Here is a 19,261-nt window from a genome sequence, read left to right as displayed (position 1 = left end):
AACGAAGCTAAGTATTATTTGGCTATATTTTTTATAGTTTGTTTAAAGGTAGCAAATGAACAAAAACCCATTGCATTGATTGGACAATTTTCCATTTCTAATGTCACTTTATGTGGTGGATTATTACGATTTAGCTGTGACAGATTTCGGATTTGATCAGTTGACTGATAAAAATATTCAATCTTCATAAACGCTTCACCATTCTTATTGTTACGCCATTTTTGGAATACAATTTTTCCACCAATTGGTGTTGTTTCGAATTGCTCTGGAAGGGTATAAGATTTGATTTGCATTGCTGAAAATAGCGATGCGACATTAGAATCGTGGCCAACTAAAAGAGTAAATTTGTGTTGGTTTTTTTTCTCTGAAAAAGAGTGATCAATATATTGAGTTAACTTAGCCGCAACCTGTTTTGCAATTATTGGTGAACCAAATAATACTGTATTGTAATGTTCTTTTATCGCCACTAATTGTTCGAATTGTTGATTGTTTTTTATTTTTCCCCATGCAATATCTTTCAATGGGGCACCTTCATAATACTGTAAAATGAAAGCATCAGCGATAGAAGTACCTGTACGAAGTGGTCCAGTAACTCCGGGCTCTTTTCCTTTTTCAATAATAAGCTGTGTTGGCAACTTGGTAAAATCACACTGTTTATCGGTTAAACAGTTAGATGATTGGGGGTAATTTATGATTTTAGACATATCTTGATAAGCTTTACCCAATTTTTCATTTAATCCTTCAATACCTTTTATATCGGCAGTTTGGTTGATTGATGCTATTGCCGCTTGTTTAAATTCAGGACTACCGTCACGAATTACAGGAAAGAATACCGGATCCATTGTGCCGAGCTTTTCTTTATGTATAACAGGAATATTGCAACCCGGAAAAGCACCAACAGAAAAAAATTGTCCGGTTGCGATAGTACGTTGTAGACTATTGGTATAAATGTACACGTCATTTTTACTAGGACAGTCATTTGCAGCTAATAGCTTGTTGTCGACTAACCATTCACTAAAATAATGTCCAAAATAGCTTTCTAATACCCCTCCGCGAGTGGTTAAATAACTGGCTGGCGTATCCCACTGTGGCCATGAGTTAGGGGTTACTTTACCAAGGGTGCTATTAGGGCTAGCTAGTGGTGCTCGTAAGCCATGGCGGCTAAAAACGACAACTTGCTCTAACGTATAGTCTTCTAACTGTTCTGAAGCTTGTGTGCCGAAAGATAAAATAGCTGTTAAACCTACTATTCCTTGTAACAATGTTTTTTTCATATGCTCTCCTAAATGGATATAAAGATAAGCTTATCAGTTATCACTGATTAGTTATTGTCTATGTTTTGTGTTTCTTTATTGCTTTAGTTTTTTGGGTATAGCTTTTAATGATTTTAATTAAATAAATATTTCTCGTTAAATAGATTAGATTGATAAACAATATTCCCATTAACTATGGTTGCAATCAATTGGTTATGTTCATCAAGTAATACTAAATTAGCCGTTTTGCCTGGTGTTATGCTGCCTAAGGTATTGTCTATACCTAAAGCTTTGGCTGGATAATAACTTCCATGTAGCCAAGCCTGCTCAAAAGAAATGCTAGTAAAATTAGCCAAATTATTAACTGCACAGTCAAGTGTTAGTGTACTTCCTGCCAAGCTGCCATTTTCTGTACGGACAACATTATTTTCCATATGTACTCGCAATTTACCCAAAGAATAATCACCGTTAGGCATACCTGTTGCCCGCATAGCATCAGTAATTAATAATAAATTTTTTCCACAACATTTATGTGCAATAGCAACAGCAGATGGATGAACATGGTAGCCGTCTACTATTATTTCGGTTTGACAGTTATCAATGCTTAGTGCTGCACCAACGACACCAAGGTTACGATGATGTAATCCCGACATGCCGTTATAACAATGTACTACGCCATTTGCACCAGCTAATAGAGCTGCTTTGGTTGTTTCATAATCAGCATTGGTATGCCCAATCATTACTCGTATATTTAAACTATGTAACCATTTTATGATTGCTAAAGTATTTGGATATTCAGGCGCTAAAGCGATACATTTTAAAGTTCCTTCTGCTAAATTTAGCCATTTTTCAATAATAGTACGATCGGGTGCATGTAATAGTTCTTTTGGGTGTGCACCTCTATGAGTTGCATTAAAGAAAGGTCCCTCAAGATATGAGCCTAAAAGGGTTGCTCCTGTTACACCTTGTTTAATGCTTTTTTTTACTTGTATTAAGGCAGCTTCAATTTTGTCATTGCTTTCGGTTACTGTGGTTGCTAAAAAAGCACCTACACCATGCTTGGCTAAAAAATTACTCATAGTATTAAGGGATTCATGAGTGGCGTCCATGGTATCAACTCCCATTACTCCATGAATATGAGTATCAATAAGTGCAGGCAGTAGTTTGATTTGATTAGAACAGGGTTTGTCACTAGGTTTTATATCGATAATTTTTCCTTCTTTGATGTTGACAATAATATTATTGAGCCAACCAAGAGGTGTTAATACTTGTTTTGCATGGATTTGTTTAAATTCCATCTGAACATACCTCATCAAGGGGAGATTTCTTTTGGTGTTCGTGCCATAAACTTGTTATCGTTTTTTTACCATTTTCAATTGTTTCTTGACGAATTGTAGGTAAATCGATATCTTCACGTTGTAGCAATATCTCTAGTAATAAAGGCATGTTGGTGCCACTTATTACTTCAATATTATTATTTTGATAACTTAACATTGCGGCTAGTCGAAATGGCGAACCGCCGACGATATCTGTCAAAAACACGACTCCTTGGCCTGTATCGCACTGTTTTAAGGCGATATTTAGTCGTTGCTCTAATTGTTCGCTACTCATGCCATCTTGAAAATTGATTGCAGTAAATTGCATTTGTTGTCCAATGATTTGTGTTGCTGCTTCATAAAGCCCGGTAGCAAAGCTACCATGGCCTGTTAATATTATGCCTAACATAATTTTCCTCTATAAAAATCCAACAAGTTTGCCGATAACACCAATAACAACTGTTAAACCAATTAATTTAACTGGTGAGAAATTACGTTTCATTAAGTAATAAATAATTAATGTAAATCCAAGTGGTAATAAGTTCGGCATCAGTTTATCAAGTACATCGGTTTGTAAGGCAACATGCGCTTGACCTGCATTAATTTCTAATGGTGTTGATATACGTACATACGAGGCGACCAATGCTCCAATTACGGTCATACCTACAATAGACGCCGCATGTGAAATGCGTTTAGTATGAGTTTTTAATAAAGGTAGAGCACTGGTTCCTGCACGATAACCATAATGGGCCAGACCAAAGCGTAAACCAAAATGTACTAAGTTGAACATTAACAAAAAAAGAATTGGGCCAAATAAACTTCCTTCTAATGCTAATGATGCGCCAATACCTGCACATATCGGTAACAATGTTAGCCAAAATAGCGCATCACCAATTCCACCTAAAGGGCCCATTAGTGCAACTTTTACAGCACGGATTGTCGAAATATTTTCTTTTCCTTTTTCCATGGCTAACACTAAGCCAGATAAAAAGGTGACATCAAAAGGATGAACATTAATAAACTCCATGTGCATATGCATCGAATTTTTTAAATCATCCTTATTTTTATGAATTTTACGTAATGCAGGTAACATAGTGTAAAGCCACCCACCAGCTTGCATTCGTTCGTAGTTAAATGATGCTTGTAATGCCAGTGAGCGAAAAGCCATACGGTTAATATCACCTTTTGTTAAAGTGATATCTTGGCTTTGATCTGTGTATGTATCAGCAGTAACTTTACTTGTTGCTAATGCTTGTGCCATGCGTTTTTCTTCTTTTTCTGCCATTTTTTTATTTTGATCATCATTAAATTCCATCTTCTACCTCCACTGGACTTGAGCTTACTGGCTTATTACTATTGTTGTCATCTCGGCTATAATTAAAGAAATCAATCATTGCAATAGCTAATGCGCCTAGTGCAATGGCTAAAATTGGTAAGTTAAGGTATGTCACACCAAGGAAACCAAGAATAAAATAAGCTACATAAGTTTTTTTCATCATGATCTTCATTAGCATTGCAAAACCAATTGCAGGCATCATACCGCCGGCAATGCTAAGGCCATCAAGTAGCCATTGCGGTGATTTTTCCACTAAAGCTGTTGCCGCTTCTGCGCCAAAATAGATAGGTAGGAAGGCGACAATAAAATAGAAACAAAATAAAATTATCATACCTAGGTAATTAACCCATTCAATCCCTTTGAAGTTGAGCTGATCTACATAGCGATCACACTTATGCATCATTGGTGAATAGATAGTAAATAAAATGGTAATACAACCTTGTACGGCTATAGCAAATGGAACGGCTATACCGATAGCAATTTTTGGTTCGGTATGCGTTAAAATAGCAAAGCTTGTACCAATTACACCACCTATAACGACATTTGGAGGCTGTGCACCAGCTAATGGTACCATACCCATCCAAACCAATTCTAATGACCCTCCTACATATAATCCTGTGGTTACATCGCCTAAAATTAATCCAACTATTGGACCAATCACAATTGGTCTGTGTAAGTGTGTTAGTCCGTCAAATAAGTCTACACCAGCAATACCTGCCAGTAATCCAATTAATAAAGCATCCATTAACATAGTTTTTCCTCTTGCTAAGAAAGATTGAGTAAATCCGCAATTTTTTCACCAGATTCATCAGGTACGCGGCGAACTTCACAGGTTACACCTAACTTTTCAAGTTCTTTAAAAGTAGCTATATCATTGTCATCAACAGATACTGTTTTATGAATTTGTTTTTTCCCTTCTGAAAAGTGCATATTGCCTACATTGACAAATTTAATCGGTACTCCACCTTTAACAAGAATTAAAACATCTTGAGGTGTTTTACAGACGATAAAAATTTTTTGCCTTTCAGCCGCTTTGTCAATAATGTCAATAGTTTTTTGTAAAGTGAAGTAACGGGTCTGAATCCCTTCTGAGATAACCATATCCATTAGATTTTGTTGTACGGGATCTTGTGCTGCGCTATCATTGGCCACGAGTAAGAGATTTGCTCCAAGTGCATTAACCCAAGTCACACCAACTTGACCATGAACTAAACGATTATCAATAAATCCAAAACTAAGTGATTTTTCAAACGCTAACATTTGTGCGAAAACTAAATAAGGGAAAATCAACTAACAATCGGAAAGATCGCAATCAACTGATAATATATGCTTGTCGTTACTATGCTGACCGCTTAGGGCAAGTACATCTGTTGCGATATTATCGTGTAGTAGTTCATTGAATAAATCGTTATCATACTGGCGAATATAAGCATCGTTAGAAAAAAAACAAACAACTAAACTATTGTTATTAATTATGAATTTAGGGCCATGACGTAAACCCATTATAGAATCAAATCGTGTTGCTATTTTACCAGCAGTTAATTCTAAAATTTTTAATGCAGATTCCTGAGCAATACCGGTGAAACAGCTACTGCCAACATAGATAACACGTTCATGAGGTTTATGCGCTAATTGTTTAGTGATTGTTTGCCAACTTGAAAGTTGGTGTTCGCAGATATTGGAAATTTTCATTACAGCTTCAGTGGCTTTATTAGAATCAATATTTCCTAGCAAAAGAAGTGTGGTTAACATCATACTACTAATACTAGATGTCATGGCAAAACTGAGATCCTGTGCCTCTTGTGGCATCACAAACTGAAAAATACGTTTTGAATCATTTTTTTTAGCGGCATAATCGGTTAACGCACAATTTGAGTTACAGGTTAACAATAAATGATAGCAATCTGAGACTATTTGGTCGGCTAGCTGAATTGTTGCAACACTTTCTGGACTGTTGCCTGAACGAGCAAAAGAAACTATTAATGTTTTTTTATTGGTAGATAAATATTGTAGAGGGTCTGCAACAATTTCGGTAGTACCATAAGCATGAACATTAAGTTTGGTATGTTCTCTTAGCCATGGTGCAAGCGCTACCCCGCCAAAAGCCGATGACCCTGCACCTGTTAGAATTATTTCTAGATTCGGATCGGCTAGTAAAGGTTTTAAAAATACCTGTATTTGCTCCTGCTTTTGTGAAATTAATTGTAGTAAGTTACGCCAAATTCTAGGTTGTTGGCAGATCTCTTTAGCTGTATGTATGGCACTGTGTTGTTCTAACCAATCTGATGAATAATTTAGATATTGTTTCATAATGTATATCCTGTTTAATTTTAGTAATTACATGGAAAAAAATAAAAAGTTTATATGTCTGCAATCACCACATTAATGCCTAGTGTGTGTAGTTGTGTTAAATATTCTTTTGGAATTTTTGAATCGGTAATAAGTGTTTCAATGGGATTGATTTTTTCAATCATACAAAAGCTTTTACGGCCAAATTTACTTGAATCAGTAACGGCGATGATTTGACCTGATACTTGGCACATTACGCGATTAACTGATGCTTCACCAAAATTTGGTGTGGTAATACCAGCGTTAAGATCAAAGCCATCAACCCCTAGAAAAAGCTTGTCGAAGTGATACATTCTGAGTTGTTGTTCTACTGTTGGTCCTGAAATAGAGTAGGCCTTTTTTCTGATATTGCCACCAGCAATAATTACTTCAATGTCGGTATTGGTGGATAAGTCATAGGCAATATTTATGGCATTAGTAAAAACAATTAGATTCTGTTTTTTACGTAAATAAGGCACCATGGCAGCGGTAGTCGAGCCTGAATCAAGTATAATATGATCTCCATCATTAACCATTTCTGCTGCTTTTTGGGCTATTCTATTTTTACTTATGGAATTGATTCGACTTTTATCTAATAATGGTCTGTCTAGAGCAAAAGTTTTATTTAACATTGCTCCACCGTATGAACGTAATACACAACCTTTTTGTTCTAAATGGCGAAGATCGTTACGAATGGTAACTGTTGATACTTTAAATAATTTACTCAGCTTATTTACTGAGACAGTATTTTCTTTACCCAGTAAATGAATAATCTTCTCGCGGCGTTGCAGGGTATTTATTATTTCATCTTTCATAACGTGGCAACTTGCTCCTCTTTTATCTGTTATTAAATTTAACCATATGTAAATGTTAGAAAAACGATAGATAAGTCACAAAAAAATATTTGTTAGAAAAAAGATCAAAACCTTTTCATTTGAAGGAAAATGAAATAGAGGATAAAAGTTTGAATTATAATTAATGAGAATAATTTAATATTATTCATTGAATTATATAAAATAGATTAGTGATAAAAGAATATTTATTGACTAGAATAAATAAATTAAATTTCATTTAATGATGTGATGACGATCACAAATTTGATAATTTAACCCAAAATAATTTCGATTTTTTAAGATATAAAAAGGTGAAATTTATTGCTGAGAAGAACAAGTTAAGTGAAATAAAATAAGTTATTGAAACTCTGTCGACATTTCAATAACTTATTTTTTGTGGTTTAATTTAATTGGGATTGTGGTGCTGTCTTTTTTGCTCGTTCAACAAACATCATCACAATAAAAGCAATAATCGTTAAATAGATGATGAAAGCCCCATAAGTTGCTAACATATCAATCAGTGAGCGTCCTCGCATGGCAAAATCGCGGAAAAATTTAAATAACCAAACTAATGGGAAAGCATGGCTAACATAGTAAGTCCAAATTGGCATTATTCCCACAGCCATTGTTGAACCACCCATGATAAACCCTGGAGGTACTAAGAAAATCATTTTACCTGCGCCTTCCCCTGGATTGTTAGTTTTCCAAGACAGTAACAATCCTAGCCAACCAAATGCCAATCCTGTCATAAATATGCTCGGTACAAAAGCAAAATAGTTACCGTCAAAACGCAGTTGTCCAAATATAACAAGTATGGCTGTGATAAGCGTTAATGCTGTTGTAAAAAATAGTGCGTAAGGTATTGTTTTTGCTAATAAAGGTAAGAATCCTCTTTCTATAGTTTGTTCCCACATGCCAGTTACTTTTAAGCGGCCAATAATCATTAATGAGGTTAGGCCGTAAGTCAGTGACGAGAAAAAGTAGACAAAATATATAATCGTCGATATGGTGGACGAGCTTGCAGGATTAAACATATATCGTGTTTTAAGTTGCATTGGTGATAAAGTTGCTTCAATGCCTTCTTTACCAAGTCCTAATGCTGCAACTTTACCAACACTAAGTTCAGCCCCCAATTCTGGAATATATTCATTAAGGCTTTGTAGTACTTTGGCATTTTGTGCATCGTTTGTATCATCAGCAAAATAGCCTAGGCGTACTGTTTGATCGCCTTTTTTTAAGCTTTTTTCTAGACCTTTAGGAATATATAAAACACCTAAATTACGGTCGTGTGAAACCAATGTTATTGGATTTACTGGCGATCTTATTACTTCTGTCACTTCAATATAAGGCGATGTATTGACTTTGCTAATTAATTCAGTCGAATAATGAGAACCATCAAGATCAATAACCGCAATTTTTCCTTCAAACACAGCTCCATGACTTAATACAATTGAAAAAACGAGCGAAACAATAGCAGCTAAGCCAAGCGAAACTTTATAATAAGGTATAAAATGGCCAGACAACATGGCGTCAAGCTCTTCAAGCATGGATTTAATGATGTTTTGCATCATTTTTCAACCTCAAGTGTCATTCCAGTTAATAGTTTAGGAATTGATTTTATGTAAATTCTGACTTGATAAGAGGTTAAATCAGCTTGACCTCGTTCTCGTGTCATGCGTAAGTCAGCAAATGATGGTGCAGCGGTGGCAAAGCGAACTTTTCCTTTTACTTCTTTGTTAAGTGCAATTACATTTGCTGTAACCGTTGTGCCTGGTTGATAATCATTAACCATTTTTTCATTCACATAAATGTCGATATATTTACGATCGGTTTCTAATAAGACTGCTGGCGCACCGTTTGGTACCATTTCGCCATCTTCAAACATAAGTTTTAATACTTTTCCATCTTCAGGTGCTCTTAATGTTAGTCGATCATAATTAAGCTGTAGTTGTTTTAATTCAGCTTCGCCTTGTGCGAGTTGTGATTGAAGCTGTGTTAATTGATTTTGGCGGTTTAGCAGTTTTTGTCGCGCAATTAAGATTGATTGTATTGTCATTCCTGTTGCATTTTTTGTTTGCTCAAATTGGCTAATTTGTTCAGGCGTCGCACCAATCATTAAGGTAGAAAGTTGACTTTCAATTTTAATAACTTGCATTTTTGCATTAATAAAAACATTACGAGCATTATCAAGTTGTGATTGCGAGTTTCCCCCCGACTTACGTAATTGGTTTTGGCGATCAAATTCAGTATTAGCTAGGTTTCGAGCCGATTTTGCTGCTTCTAAATTGGCTTGCACTTCTTCTATTTTTCGCCAAGTTGATAATTCCGAAAGGTTGGTTTCATTTTCAGTGATTTCAATATTTTTTTGTTCTTGGTTTACTGCCGCCTTTTGGCTATCAACTAAAGCTTGTAGTCGATCGATAGCTAGTTTGGTATCGATATCTTCTAATTGCATTAAAGGATCACCTTTTTTTACTATTTGTGATTCTTCTACAAATCGCTTGGTGACTTTTCCTCCGACATTTTGAAAGGCAATATTAATCTCATCGGCAGTTAATACACCAGATTTGATGCTTTTGGCAACCGAGACCGCATCATTTCTTGATCCTAAAAAGATTAAAAATGAGCCAAAGATTAGCAGGAGTAAAAAGATAACAGGAATTTTGACATTTTTTTTCATATACAGCTTATTTTCCATTTATTTAGTCAGCTAACTATTTAAGTGAAATGAAGGACTTTAATGATTAAAGTCCGTTATTTTCGTAATAATTTACGTAACATCAATATTAAAGACTCTTGTTCTTGCAAATTGAGTACTTGTGCAAAAGCGCGAATTGATTTTAGGTGATTGGGTAATGCATTTTGAATCAGCTTTTCGCCTGTATGTGTTAAAGCGATTAATCGAGAACGACCATCATCACCACTTTTTGACATCGAGATTAAAGGCTCTGGCGCTGCCAGCATTCGTTTAACCATTACTGATACTGTTGCTGGTGTTACACCAATGCGCAAAGCAAGATCACTGGTACAGATTTCACCTTCTGAAAACAATGACATCAATAAGGCAAACTTACCTTCAGAAACGCCGTAATCTTTATCTAATTGCGCATAGATATTAGCACGAATTAAATCGGCAGTTGTTATTAAGCTCAAAACCAGATCAACACCAGAAACATCAACGATGTCATCGTTAAATCTTTGTGATCGAGCTATGGTTTCACGTGAAGGAAGCTTTCTTGAATTGTAATTCAATTATCATTACTCAATTTATTTAGTCGGCTAATTATACTAATTTAGCTAAAATTAGCAATTATTTTAAGTACGTTTTTGCAAGTTTGATATTTAAGTACTACTAAAGTAGTAATCCTTGAGGGTAGTTATATTCTATGCACAGTTTCATACAATGTTATTAAATTAAAATTTTTTAGCAATTTAATTAAATTAAAATTGGAGTTATGTATGAGTAAAACCAACCTCGTTATTATTGGTAATGGGATGGTTGGGCATCGTTTTATTGAAGAGTTAATTGATAAAATGCAGCCCAATCAATTCAATATTACTATTTTTTGTGAAGAACCTCGTCTTGCCTATGATCGGGTGCACCTTTCTTCTTATTTTTCTGGTCACACAGCAGAAGCGCTTTCTCTTGTTCGCGAAGGTTTATACGAAGAGAATAATATTAAAGTCTTACTTAATGAACGGGCTATTTTAATTAACCGTCAGCGTAAGGAGATTCACTCTCAACAAGGGCGAATTGTTGCTTATGATAAATTGATTATTGCGACAGGATCTTATCCTTGGGTACCACCGATTAAAGGTGCTGATGGTTCGGATTGTTTTGTTTATCGTACGATTGAAGATCTTGATGCTATTCAAGAATGTGCAAAGCGTTGTCAAAAAGGCGCTGTTGTGGGTGGGGGATTGCTTGGACTTGAGGCTGCTGGAGCTTTAAAAAACTTAGGTATGGAAACGCATGTGGTTGAGTTTGCTCCAGTGCTTATGGCAGAACAGCTGGATGTGCAGGGCGGAGAACAACTACGTCGTAAAATTGAGGAAATGGGGGTAGGTGTTCATACCAGTAAAAATACCCAAGAAATTATTCACACACCTGCTGGGAAAATCATGCAATTTGCGGATGGCTCTGCACTTGAAGTCGATTTTATTGTTTTTTCAACTGGCATTAGAGCAAATGATAAATTAGCTCAAGAATGTGAGTTAGAAATCGGTCCTCGCGGGGGAATTGTCATTAATGATTATTGCCAAACTTCGGATCCTGATATCTATGCTATTGGTGAATGTGCTTGTTGGCAAAACAAGGTGTTTGGTTTAGTTGCACCAGGCTACAAAATGGCTCAGATTGCCTTAGCGCATTTAATGGGACAAGCAGATAAATTTGAAGGCGCCGATATGAGCGCTAAGCTAAAGCTGATGGGAGTCGATGTCGGTAGTATTGGCGATGCTAAAGCAAAAACAAAAACAATAGGGTGTCATAGTTATGTTTATTTAGATGAAACAACGCCAGTTTATAAAAAATTGGTTGTTTCGAATGATAATAAAAAGCTTTTGGGTGCGGTATTGGTTGGCGATACGTCAGATTATAGTAATTTATTGCAATTAATGCTTAATGATATGGATCTACCTGAACATCCAGATACGTTGATACTGCCTGCACATGCAGGAGCAAAACCAGCTATGGGGGTTGATGCGCTTCCCGATTCAGCACAAATCTGCTCTTGTTTTGATGTGACTAAAGAAAAAATTATTAATGCCATTAATGCTGGTTGTCATACGGTTGCAGCAATCAAAGCTGAAACTAAAGCTGGGACTGGGTGTGGAGGCTGTATCCCACTTGTTACACAAATTCTTAATTTAGAGTTAGCTAAACAAGGCATTGAGGTCAGCCATGCATTATGCGGACATTTTAAATATTCGCGTCAGGAGTTATATCATCTTATCCGTGTTGAGGGCTTAACGTCTTTTGAGCAAGTAATTAAGAAACATGGTAAAGGCTATGGCTGTGAAATTTGTAAACCTACCGTCGGATCTTTATTAGCTTCATGTTGGAATGATTATATTCTTAAAGATAATTTGATTCCTCTACAAGATAGTAATGATATTTTCTTAGGTAATATTCAAAAAAATGGTACTTATTCGATAATTCCACGTAGTGCTGGTGGTGAAATTACTCCAGAAGGATTAATTGCTGTTGGCCAAATAGCTAAAAAATATCAGCTCTATTCTAAAATTACAGGTTCACAGCGTATTGGCTTATTTGGAGCTCAAAAAGACGATCTTCCAGCTATTTGGAAGGAGCTTATTGAGGCTGGTTTTGAGAGTGGTCATGCTTATGCCAAAGCATTAAGAATGGCAAAAACCTGTGTAGGTAGCACTTGGTGTCGATTCGGTGTCGGAGATAGTGTTGGTTTGGGTGTTGAGCTAGAAAACCGCTATAAAGGCATTCGTGCACCACATAAATTTAAACTAGGCGTATCAGGTTGTACACGTGAATGTGCCGAAGCGCAAGGAAAAGATATCGGTGTTATTGCTACTGAAAAAGGATGGAATCTTTATGTGTGTGGTAATGGTGGTATGAAGCCTCGTCATGCTGATTTACTTGCTGCTGATCTCGATAAAAATACACTAATTCGATATATTGATCGTTTCCTTATGTTTTATATTCGTACCGCAGATAAATTACAACGGACGTCAGTCTGGCTTGAAAATTTAGATGGTGGTATTGATTATTTACGTAGTGTTATTATTGACGATAAATTAGGCATAAATGCTGAGTTAGAAAGTGAAATGACACGCTTACGTAAATTAATGGTATGTGAATGGAAGGAAGCTGTTGAAAATACAGAAGGTCAAATTCGATTTTCTCATTTTATTAATAGTAACAAACGTGATGAGAATGTCCAAATCGTACCTGAGCGTGATCAGCATCGCCCAGCAACAGCAGAAGAACGTAAAGTAATGTTAGGGGAATAATATGAGTCAATGGATAACTATTTGTAAACTTGATGAGATTTTACCTGGCACAGGAGTTTGTGCACTTGTTGGTAATGATCATGTGGCTATTTTTCGCCCTTATAATAATACTGAGCTTTATGCGATTAGTAATATTGATCCATTTGCTAAGGCAAGTGTTTTATCCCGAGGCATTATAGCAGAACATGAAAATGAGTTATGGGTGGCAAGTCCGCTTAAAAAGCAACGCTTTCGTTTAAAAGATGGTTATTGTTTGGAAGATGAACAATATTCAATCCCTCATTATGAAGTAGATGTTAATGACGAGGGGATCGTACAAGTAAAGTCGCGCTAAATGTATTTTTAAAAGGATAAATTAATTATGTATACAGAGACAATTAATAAATGTGCAGCAAATGCTGCGCGTATTGTTCGTTTGGCAAAAACGAACCCATTTGGTTTTTGGCTAAGTTCTGCTATGGCTGGGGCTTATGTAGGAATAGGTATTATTTTGATTTTTACTTTAGGAAACCTTGTTGATCCATCAATAAGACCTTTACTTATGGGGGCAACGTTTGGTATTGCTTTAACGTTGGTTGTAATTGCAGGCTCTGAATTATTTACAGGGCATACCATGTTTTTAACCCTAGGAGTAAAATGCAAAAAAATTACTCATACCCAAATGTGGACAGTATTGCCACAAACATGGTTAGGAAATTTATTAGGTTCAATTTTTGTTGCTGCATTGTATTTTTATGCTTCAACACCTCTATTATCAACGGATACTAGTTTGGTTCATGCAGCGGCTTTAGCAAAAACATCTGCTTCAGCTTCGGCATTATTTTTTAGGGGTATTTTATGTAACTGGTTAGTTTGTTTAGCGATTTGGATGGCTAATCGCGTTGAAGGTTCGGCAAAGTTTATCGCTATTTGGTGGTGTTTGTTAGCATTTATTGCTTGTGGCTATGAACACTCCGTTGCGAACATGACACTTTTTTCACTTTCGTGGTTTGGTCATCATAGCGATGCTTACACATTAGCTGGAATTGGTCATAATCTATTATGGGTTTCATTAGGAAATATTGTTTCTGGCGCATTATTTATGGGACTGGGATACTGGTATTCAACACCCAAAGAAGATCGACCTTAATAACTGTTTAATTCAGGAAATGTGGTTAAAATAACCAATATAAGGGGGAAAGCATGGTAAGCAATCCCCCAAAGACGTTAAATTAATTAGGATTACATTTGGTTTTAATCATAATTAGTGATAAAAAAATAACGAAGCAATTAACAATAGGATAATTAATAAATTTCTATTATTAGAGGTTAGTTGTTAATAAATTTTTAAACAGATAATGTTTTATTTTGAGGTGTTATGGATTATTTCCCCTTATTTTGTAAGCTAGAAAACCGTGATTGCTTATTAGTCGGTGGTGGTGAAGTTGCTGAGCGTAAAGCTCGATTATTACTTGAAGCTGGTGCCCGCTTAACTGTCAATGCGCATGAATTTAACGAGCAATTCATATGCTGGAATGAACAAAAACAACTAGTTTTAGTTCAAGGGGAGTTTAATGCCGAATTACTAAATGATAAATGGCTAGTTATTGCGGCAACAGACTGTCAGGAAACTAATCAAAGAGTGAGTGTTGAGACGGAAAAAAGGCATATTTTTTGTAATGTAGTCGATTCTCCAAGAGATGCGAGTTTTATTATGCCTTCAATTATTGATCGTTCTCCTATTATGGTTGCTGTCTCTTCAGAAGGGCATGCTCCTGTTTTGGCTAGATTATTGCGTGAAAAACTAGAGTCCATTTTACCTCAACATTTAGGCAAATTAGCTAAATATGCCGGTTATTTACGTAATAAAGTTAAAACAACCTATCAAACAGTGACGGAACGTCGCCGTTTTTGGGAAAGGCTATTTTCTCATGATAGGTTAGCTCAAGCGATTGCTAATAGCGATTCAGATCATGTTGAAAAACTCACTAATGAGTTATTTGATACTTCACTTGATTCGCGTGGTGAGGTTGTGTTAGTTGGTGCTGGTCCGGGTGATGCGGGATTATTGACTTTAAAGGGATTACAACAAATCCAACAAGCAGATATTATTGTCTATGATAGATTAGTATCGGATGAAATTATGAATCTAACCCGTCGCGATGCTCAACGTATTTTTATTGGTAAGCGAGCAGGATTTCATTGCGTACCTCAAGAACAAATAAATCAGATTCTTTTACAACAAGCTAAAAAAGGTAAACGTGTTGTACGTTTAAAAGGTGGAGATCCTTTTATTTTTGGTCGAGGTGGTGAGGAACTCGAAACATTATTTAACGCCGATATTCCATTTTCTGTAGTGCCAGGAATTACAGCAGCTTCAGGTTGTTCTGCATATAGTGGAATTCCATTAACGCATCGAGATTATGCTCATAGTGTACGTTTAATTACTGGTCATTTGAAAGATGGTAGTCATCTTGATTGGCAAAGTTTAGCCGCTGAAAAACAAACATTAGTTTTTTATATGGGATTATCTCAAGCTAGTAACATCGAAAAACAATTAATTAAATACGGTATGAATGCAAATACCCCAGTTGCAATTGTTGAAGAAGGCACAACAACGAAACAAAAAGTAATATCAGGTCAGTTATGTGATTTAGCACAATTATCTTTGCAAGCCTGTAGTCCTAGTTTAATTATTATTGGGCCTGTTGTTGCATTACGGGAAAAGCTGAATTGGTTTTCTGAGTGTTAATAGAAATAGATAAATTTTAGTGAACACCATCCTATATTTTGTATTATAAGTTGCTTTATCTTATTTAAGGTAAAGCGTTATGATTTATCTATTTTTAAGTAAATAATATTATTCCTTACTTTGCAAATACCATACAGTCATTTCCATTCGTGATTTAAAATTAAGTTTTTTGAATATACTTTTGATATGTACTTTGACTGTGCTTTCTACGATACCTAAATCTTTTGCAATTAGTTTATTTGATAGTCCTTGAACTAATAAATTAAAAATTTCATTTTCTCTTGGTGTCAATAAGCTAACATCATGCATCTGTTTTGCAATTGGTTGTTCGTTATGACGCATGTAATTGAGGATAATGTGCGAAATAGCATTATCCATAACTAGTTTTCCAATCGCAATTTCTTGTAGTGATTTTAGAAAATCTTCAGGCTCCATATCTTTTAATAAATAGCCATCAGCACCTGTTTTTAGTGCGGTGATTATATCTTCTTTTGCATCTGATACTGTAAACATAATAATTCGACTCGATATGTTTTTTTGGCGCAAATAGCGTAATATTTCTAATCCATTAACGTCCTGCATATTGATATCAAGTAGAATAATATCAGGATCAAGCTCTTCGGCTAATTTAACGCCTTCTATTCCAGAGCCAGTTTCTCCTACAATGTCAAAATGGTTGACTGTATTTATCAGCTGTTTTACGCCATTTCTTAACATTGGATGATCATCAATAAGTAGTATTGAGCAATTTATTTGTTCCATTTTTACTCTTCTGTTGTTTTGAATGAAATGGTTTTATTAATCTTAAATGCTATCATAATTTGTGTTCCTTGGAGGGGTTTGCTATTTATTGTTAAATTACCATTTAGTATTTCAACTCTATCACGCATAATGATTAGACCATAGCTATTATCTAGTCTAATATTGTTTTGTAAACCAATTCCATTATCCTCAATACAAACAGAAATAATTTGATGGTCATCAATTTTTAAACTAACAATAACCTGTGTAGCTTTAGCATGTTTGTATATGTTATTTAGTCCTTCTCGAATTATTTGCAATAAGTGAAATGCATATTTACTATTGATAATATTCAGCGGTAATAAATATTCAAACTGAATATTGAATTGTAATTTTTGATTAAATTCCTCAATTAATTCCATTAAATTTGCATAAAAACCCGTTTGGTTAAGGCGTAAGCGAAAAGAGGTAATTAGTTCTCTTAGTTGAGAGTAGGTTATATTGACTTCTTTACGCATTGTTGCCAGTAAATCAATACTGCTTTGTGATGTTAAATCTGATTGCATTTGTAAGCAGCTGAGGTGTATTTTTAAACAAGATAGAGATTGAGCAATGGAATCATGCAGCTCTCTGGCCATTGCTGAGCGTTCTTTTATTAATAAATATTGTTTTTGTTGTTCAATTTGTCTATCGAGCTTCATTGCGGTAGTCATTTGCTCGATGACTCCCACAATTAAGTTTTCTTGTTCATTGGTTAATATGGTATTTTCTGGCTGCAAAGCAAATAATATCCCATATTTTTCTCCGTTTTCTTGAAGGTGACAATGGCGCTGAAAGTTATTTTTTTGATAAGATTTTGATGAGATTAAACAAGCTTTGCATTTAGGGTTTTGGCAATAAGGTAATTTTTGCTCATTATCGTAACTGATTTGTTGATAATGCTCAGGATCATTTGATTCATAAAAACGGATTTTAAATTGAGTTAATGGTACTAAATCTTCTAATTTGTGTAGTATTTTTAGAAAACGTTCACACAATGGCTCTGAAGTATGTAGTTGCTTAATTGTTTGATATTGAAATGAAACAATTTTATTGGTTTGTTGTAATTTAGCTGTTTTTTCTGCAACTTGTTTTTCTAACAATAAATATTGTGATTCAATTTGCTCGGACATTTTGTTAAAAGCTAGCCCTAAAAGATCAAATTCATTCTTTCTGCCTTTAATATTAAAACGCGCTTTAAAATTGTGGTTAGAAATTGCTTCAGCCATACTAATTAGTTTTTGCCATGGTGCAAGAAGGTAGTAACGTAAGTAATAAATTTGAACAGCTAAAAAAATTACGATAATAACAATAAATAATTGTTGTAATTGAGAAATATGATAAATTTTGTTTTCGGTTTTTTGATCAATCTTATCTACTAAATGGTTGATACGAGCAACATAGTTTTCAATATCAATTTTTATTTCATCGATTTTTTGTGCTTGCTGTATTTTCGTAATAAGTCGAGTATTCCAATCATTTTCTAACTGATTAAATTCATTAATTAAATCGTAGCGTTTTAAAAGCATTAAATGTTTTTGTGATGAAGAAATATTAATAAAAATATTTAAATTATCATAATCTTCCTTATTGAGTGGAACCATTGTTAGTATTTGGTAGTTCTTCATTCTTAGTAAGCCTAATTGATTAACCATATATGCCCCACCTTTTGTATCATTGGCTACCTGGATTGAAAACGATAAAGCGATTAAAGCAATAGCGCCTAAACAGAACAGTAATAGTGTTAAACGATTAATAATTGATTCGGTGGGACGAATTTTTATGTTCGACATATAAACACTCAATATTATTTTGTAATTTTATTTTAGCTAAATAGTAATTTATGGTTATTGTAGCTTGAAAAGAGTATCTATCTGATCTTTTTTGTAACTTTTTGCGATCTTTTGTTAAACAGCGCTTGCAACAAGAATAAAATTTGCGTAAAATTCACGCCCTATAAGATTAATCACGCAGACATATATGTTTAATCAAGTAATCGTCTGCTTTTTATTGCGGAGTTAAGTATGTACGCAGTTTTCCAAAGTGGTGGTAAACAACACCGAGTTAGCGAAGGACAAGTCGTTCGCTTGGAAAAAATTGAAGTCGAAACGGGCGCAGAAGTTGTTTTCGATAAAGTTTTAATGGTAGCAAATGGTGAAGACATCAAAGTTGGTGCTCCGTTTGTTGAAGGTGCAACAATTAAAGCAGAAATTGTTGAGCACGGTCGTGGCGATAAAGTGAAAATTGTTAAATTCCGTCGTCGTAAACACTATCGTAAACAACAAGGTCACCGTCAGTGGTTCACTGATGTGAAGATCACTGCAATCGCTTAATAGGAGTATTGAACAATGGCACATAAGAAGGCTGGTGGTTCATCACGTAATGGTCGTGATTCCCAAAGTAAACGTTTAGGTGTTAAACGTTATGGTAGTCAAGAAGTTCTTGCTGGTAACATTTTAGTTCGTCAACGTGGAACTCAATTCCACCCAGGTACTAATGTAGGTTGTGGTCGTGATCATACTCTATTTGCCTTAATTGATGGACAAGTAAAGTTTGAAGTTAAAGGACCTAAGAATCGTCGTTATGTTAGTGTAGTTGCTAACAGCTAATTCATAAACGGTTCAAAAGTTATAGAAGCCTCACAATTATTGTGGGGCTTTTTTCATTTCTTGAAGTTAATATAAAATTGATGGCGA

At 35.1% G+C, this 19,261-nt stretch carries 19 protein-coding genes; 6 read left to right on the top strand and 13 right to left on the bottom strand.

The annotated features are described in order from the left end of the window. Window positions 1-14 precede the first annotated feature (14 nt). From agp to A9G31_RS07380, 11 genes are all read right to left on the bottom strand, one after another. Entirely contained in the window at window positions 15-1,274 is a 1,260-nt protein-coding gene (gene agp, locus A9G31_RS07430; protein ID WP_065561093.1) for a bifunctional glucose-1-phosphatase/inositol phosphatase, read from the bottom strand. A 113-nt stretch (window positions 1,275-1,387) separates the two neighbouring features. After that, on the bottom strand, window positions 1,388-2,551 hold the full coding sequence (nagA, locus tag A9G31_RS07425; RefSeq protein WP_065561092.1) for an N-acetylglucosamine-6-phosphate deacetylase: 1,164 nt from the start codon (window positions 2,549-2,551) through the stop codon (window positions 1,388-1,390). Next, window positions 2,541-2,978: a PTS galactosamine/N-acetylgalactosamine transporter subunit IIA gene (gene agaF, locus A9G31_RS07420; protein WP_065561091.1), complete on the bottom strand. Its 438-nt coding sequence runs from the start codon at window positions 2,976-2,978 to the stop codon at window positions 2,541-2,543. Before agaF ends, nagA begins: the two co-directional genes overlap by 11 nt. 9 nt (window positions 2,979-2,987) lie before the next feature. Beyond that, window positions 2,988-3,884, bottom strand: a complete 897-nt coding sequence (locus tag A9G31_RS07415) for a PTS system mannose/fructose/sorbose family transporter subunit IID (RefSeq protein ID WP_065561090.1) — start codon at window positions 3,882-3,884, stop codon at window positions 2,988-2,990. Next, a complete protein-coding gene (gene agaW, locus A9G31_RS07410; protein ID WP_065561089.1) occupies window positions 3,874-4,656 on the bottom strand; it encodes a PTS N-acetylgalactosamine transporter subunit IIC in 783 nt (260 codons plus the stop codon). The genes A9G31_RS07415 and agaW overlap by 11 nt, the downstream gene beginning before the upstream one ends. A gap of 14 nt (window positions 4,657-4,670) precedes the next feature. Further along, on the bottom strand, window positions 4,671-5,165 hold the full coding sequence (agaV, locus tag A9G31_RS07405; RefSeq protein ID WP_065561088.1) for a PTS N-acetylgalactosamine transporter subunit IIB: 495 nt from the start codon (window positions 5,163-5,165) through the stop codon (window positions 4,671-4,673). Between the two features lie 30 nt (window positions 5,166-5,195). Continuing rightward, window positions 5,196-6,215 (bottom strand): SIS domain-containing protein, encoded by a 1,020-nt coding sequence (locus A9G31_RS07400; protein ID WP_065561087.1) that lies wholly within the window; start codon window positions 6,213-6,215, stop codon window positions 5,196-5,198. A 50-nt stretch (window positions 6,216-6,265) separates the two neighbouring features. Then, a complete protein-coding gene (gene agaR, locus A9G31_RS07395) occupies window positions 6,266-7,048 on the bottom strand; it encodes a transcriptional repressor AgaR (protein ID WP_065561086.1) in 783 nt (260 codons plus the stop codon). A 419-nt stretch (window positions 7,049-7,467) separates the two neighbouring features. Then, window positions 7,468-8,637: an ABC transporter permease gene (locus A9G31_RS07390; protein WP_218056411.1), complete on the bottom strand. Its 1,170-nt coding sequence runs from the start codon at window positions 8,635-8,637 to the stop codon at window positions 7,468-7,470. Then, window positions 8,634-9,746: an HlyD family secretion protein gene (locus tag A9G31_RS07385; protein WP_081299379.1), complete on the bottom strand. Its 1,113-nt coding sequence runs from the start codon at window positions 9,744-9,746 to the stop codon at window positions 8,634-8,636. Before A9G31_RS07385 ends, A9G31_RS07390 begins: the two co-directional genes overlap by 4 nt. A gap of 74 nt (window positions 9,747-9,820) precedes the next feature. Next, window positions 9,821-10,318: a MarR family winged helix-turn-helix transcriptional regulator gene (locus A9G31_RS07380; RefSeq protein ID WP_065561085.1), complete on the bottom strand. Its 498-nt coding sequence runs from the start codon at window positions 10,316-10,318 to the stop codon at window positions 9,821-9,823. Window positions 10,319-10,525: 207 nt separating this feature from the next. Between A9G31_RS07380 and nirB the strand changes: the two genes are divergently transcribed. The 4 genes from nirB (at window position 10,526) to cysG (ending at window position 15,785) form a co-directional block, all read left to right on the top strand. After that, window positions 10,526-13,054, top strand: a complete 2,529-nt coding sequence (gene nirB, locus A9G31_RS07375; RefSeq protein ID WP_065561084.1) for a nitrite reductase large subunit NirB — start codon at window positions 10,526-10,528, stop codon at window positions 13,052-13,054. 1 nt (window position 13,055) lies between these two features. Next, window positions 13,056-13,388: a nitrite reductase small subunit NirD gene (nirD, locus tag A9G31_RS07370; protein WP_034910358.1), complete on the top strand. Its 333-nt coding sequence runs from the start codon at window positions 13,056-13,058 to the stop codon at window positions 13,386-13,388. A gap of 27 nt (window positions 13,389-13,415) precedes the next feature. Continuing rightward, window positions 13,416-14,183, top strand: coding sequence for a nitrite transporter NirC (gene nirC, locus A9G31_RS07365; RefSeq protein WP_065561083.1), 768 nt, complete (start codon window positions 13,416-13,418; stop codon window positions 14,181-14,183). Between the two features lie 228 nt (window positions 14,184-14,411). Then, complete coding sequence (cysG, locus tag A9G31_RS07360) at window positions 14,412-15,785, top strand: siroheme synthase CysG (RefSeq protein ID WP_065561082.1); 1,374 nt, start codon at window positions 14,412-14,414, stop codon at window positions 15,783-15,785. Window positions 15,786-15,893: 108 nt separating this feature from the next. On the opposite strand, the gene narL is transcribed toward cysG, so the two are convergent. Next, window positions 15,894-16,547, bottom strand: coding sequence for a two-component system response regulator NarL (gene narL / locus A9G31_RS07355; RefSeq protein WP_065561081.1), 654 nt, complete (start codon window positions 16,545-16,547; stop codon window positions 15,894-15,896). Window positions 16,548-16,549: 2 nt separating this feature from the next. Further along, complete coding sequence (locus A9G31_RS07350) at window positions 16,550-18,358, bottom strand: histidine kinase (RefSeq protein ID WP_065561080.1); 1,809 nt, start codon at window positions 18,356-18,358, stop codon at window positions 16,550-16,552. A 231-nt stretch (window positions 18,359-18,589) separates the two neighbouring features. Here A9G31_RS07350 and rplU point away from each other — a divergent pair, with 231 nt between their 5' ends. Together rplU and rpmA are read left to right on the top strand one after the other, a co-directional pair. Then, window positions 18,590-18,898: a 50S ribosomal protein L21 gene (gene rplU, locus A9G31_RS07345; RefSeq protein WP_025314436.1), complete on the top strand. Its 309-nt coding sequence runs from the start codon at window positions 18,590-18,592 to the stop codon at window positions 18,896-18,898. A gap of 15 nt (window positions 18,899-18,913) precedes the next feature. Then, window positions 18,914-19,174, top strand: coding sequence for a 50S ribosomal protein L27 (gene rpmA, locus A9G31_RS07340; protein ID WP_034915250.1), 261 nt, complete (start codon window positions 18,914-18,916; stop codon window positions 19,172-19,174). Window positions 19,175-19,261: the final 87 nt, after the last annotated feature.

This window comes from Gilliamella sp. Gris1-4, assembly GCF_001690335.1.
Lineage (GTDB): Bacteria > Pseudomonadota > Gammaproteobacteria > Enterobacterales > Orbaceae > Gilliamella > Gilliamella apicola_P.
The sequence above is the reverse complement of the archived record's forward strand: the minus strand, read 5'-3'. Positions and strand labels throughout refer to the sequence as shown.

Bases quoted from the DNA above. Each gene is read 5' to 3' on its own strand.
- agp (WP_065561093.1), bottom strand. From the start codon at position 1,274: ATGAAAAAAACATTGTTACAAGGAATAGTAGGTTTAACAGCTATTTTA.
- nagA (WP_065561092.1), bottom strand. From the start codon at position 2,551: ATGGAATTTAAACAAATCCATGCAAAACAAGTATTAACACCTCTTGGT.
- agaF (WP_065561091.1), bottom strand. From the start codon at position 2,978: ATGTTAGGCATAATATTAACAGGCCATGGTAGCTTTGCTACCGGGCTT.
- A9G31_RS07415 (WP_065561090.1), bottom strand. From the start codon at position 3,884: ATGGAATTTAATGATGATCAAAATAAAAAAATGGCAGAAAAAGAAGAA.
- agaW (WP_065561089.1), bottom strand. From the start codon at position 4,656: ATGTTAATGGATGCTTTATTAATTGGATTACTGGCAGGTATTGCTGGT.
- agaV (WP_065561088.1), bottom strand. From the start codon at position 5,165: ATGTTAGCGTTTGAAAAATCACTTAGTTTTGGATTTATTGATAATCGT.
- A9G31_RS07400 (WP_065561087.1), bottom strand. From the start codon at position 6,215: ATGAAACAATATCTAAATTATTCATCAGATTGGTTAGAACAACACAGT.
- agaR (WP_065561086.1), bottom strand. From the start codon at position 7,048: ATGAAAGATGAAATAATAAATACCCTGCAACGCCGCGAGAAGATTATT.
- A9G31_RS07390 (WP_218056411.1), bottom strand. From the start codon at position 8,637: ATGATGCAAAACATCATTAAATCCATGCTTGAAGAGCTTGACGCCATG.
- A9G31_RS07385 (WP_081299379.1), bottom strand. From the start codon at position 9,746: ATGAAAAAAAATGTCAAAATTCCTGTTATCTTTTTACTCCTGCTAATC.
- nirB (WP_065561084.1), top strand. From the start codon at position 10,526: ATGAGTAAAACCAACCTCGTTATTATTGGTAATGGGATGGTTGGGCAT.
- nirD (WP_034910358.1), top strand. From the start codon at position 13,056: ATGAGTCAATGGATAACTATTTGTAAACTTGATGAGATTTTACCTGGC.
- nirC (WP_065561083.1), top strand. From the start codon at position 13,416: ATGTATACAGAGACAATTAATAAATGTGCAGCAAATGCTGCGCGTATT.
- cysG (WP_065561082.1), top strand. From the start codon at position 14,412: ATGGATTATTTCCCCTTATTTTGTAAGCTAGAAAACCGTGATTGCTTA.
- narL (WP_065561081.1), bottom strand. From the start codon at position 16,547: ATGGAACAAATAAATTGCTCAATACTACTTATTGATGATCATCCAATG.
- A9G31_RS07350 (WP_065561080.1), bottom strand. From the start codon at position 18,358: ATGTCGAACATAAAAATTCGTCCCACCGAATCAATTATTAATCGTTTA.
- rplU (WP_025314436.1), top strand. From the start codon at position 18,590: ATGTACGCAGTTTTCCAAAGTGGTGGTAAACAACACCGAGTTAGCGAA.
- rpmA (WP_034915250.1), top strand. From the start codon at position 18,914: ATGGCACATAAGAAGGCTGGTGGTTCATCACGTAATGGTCGTGATTCC.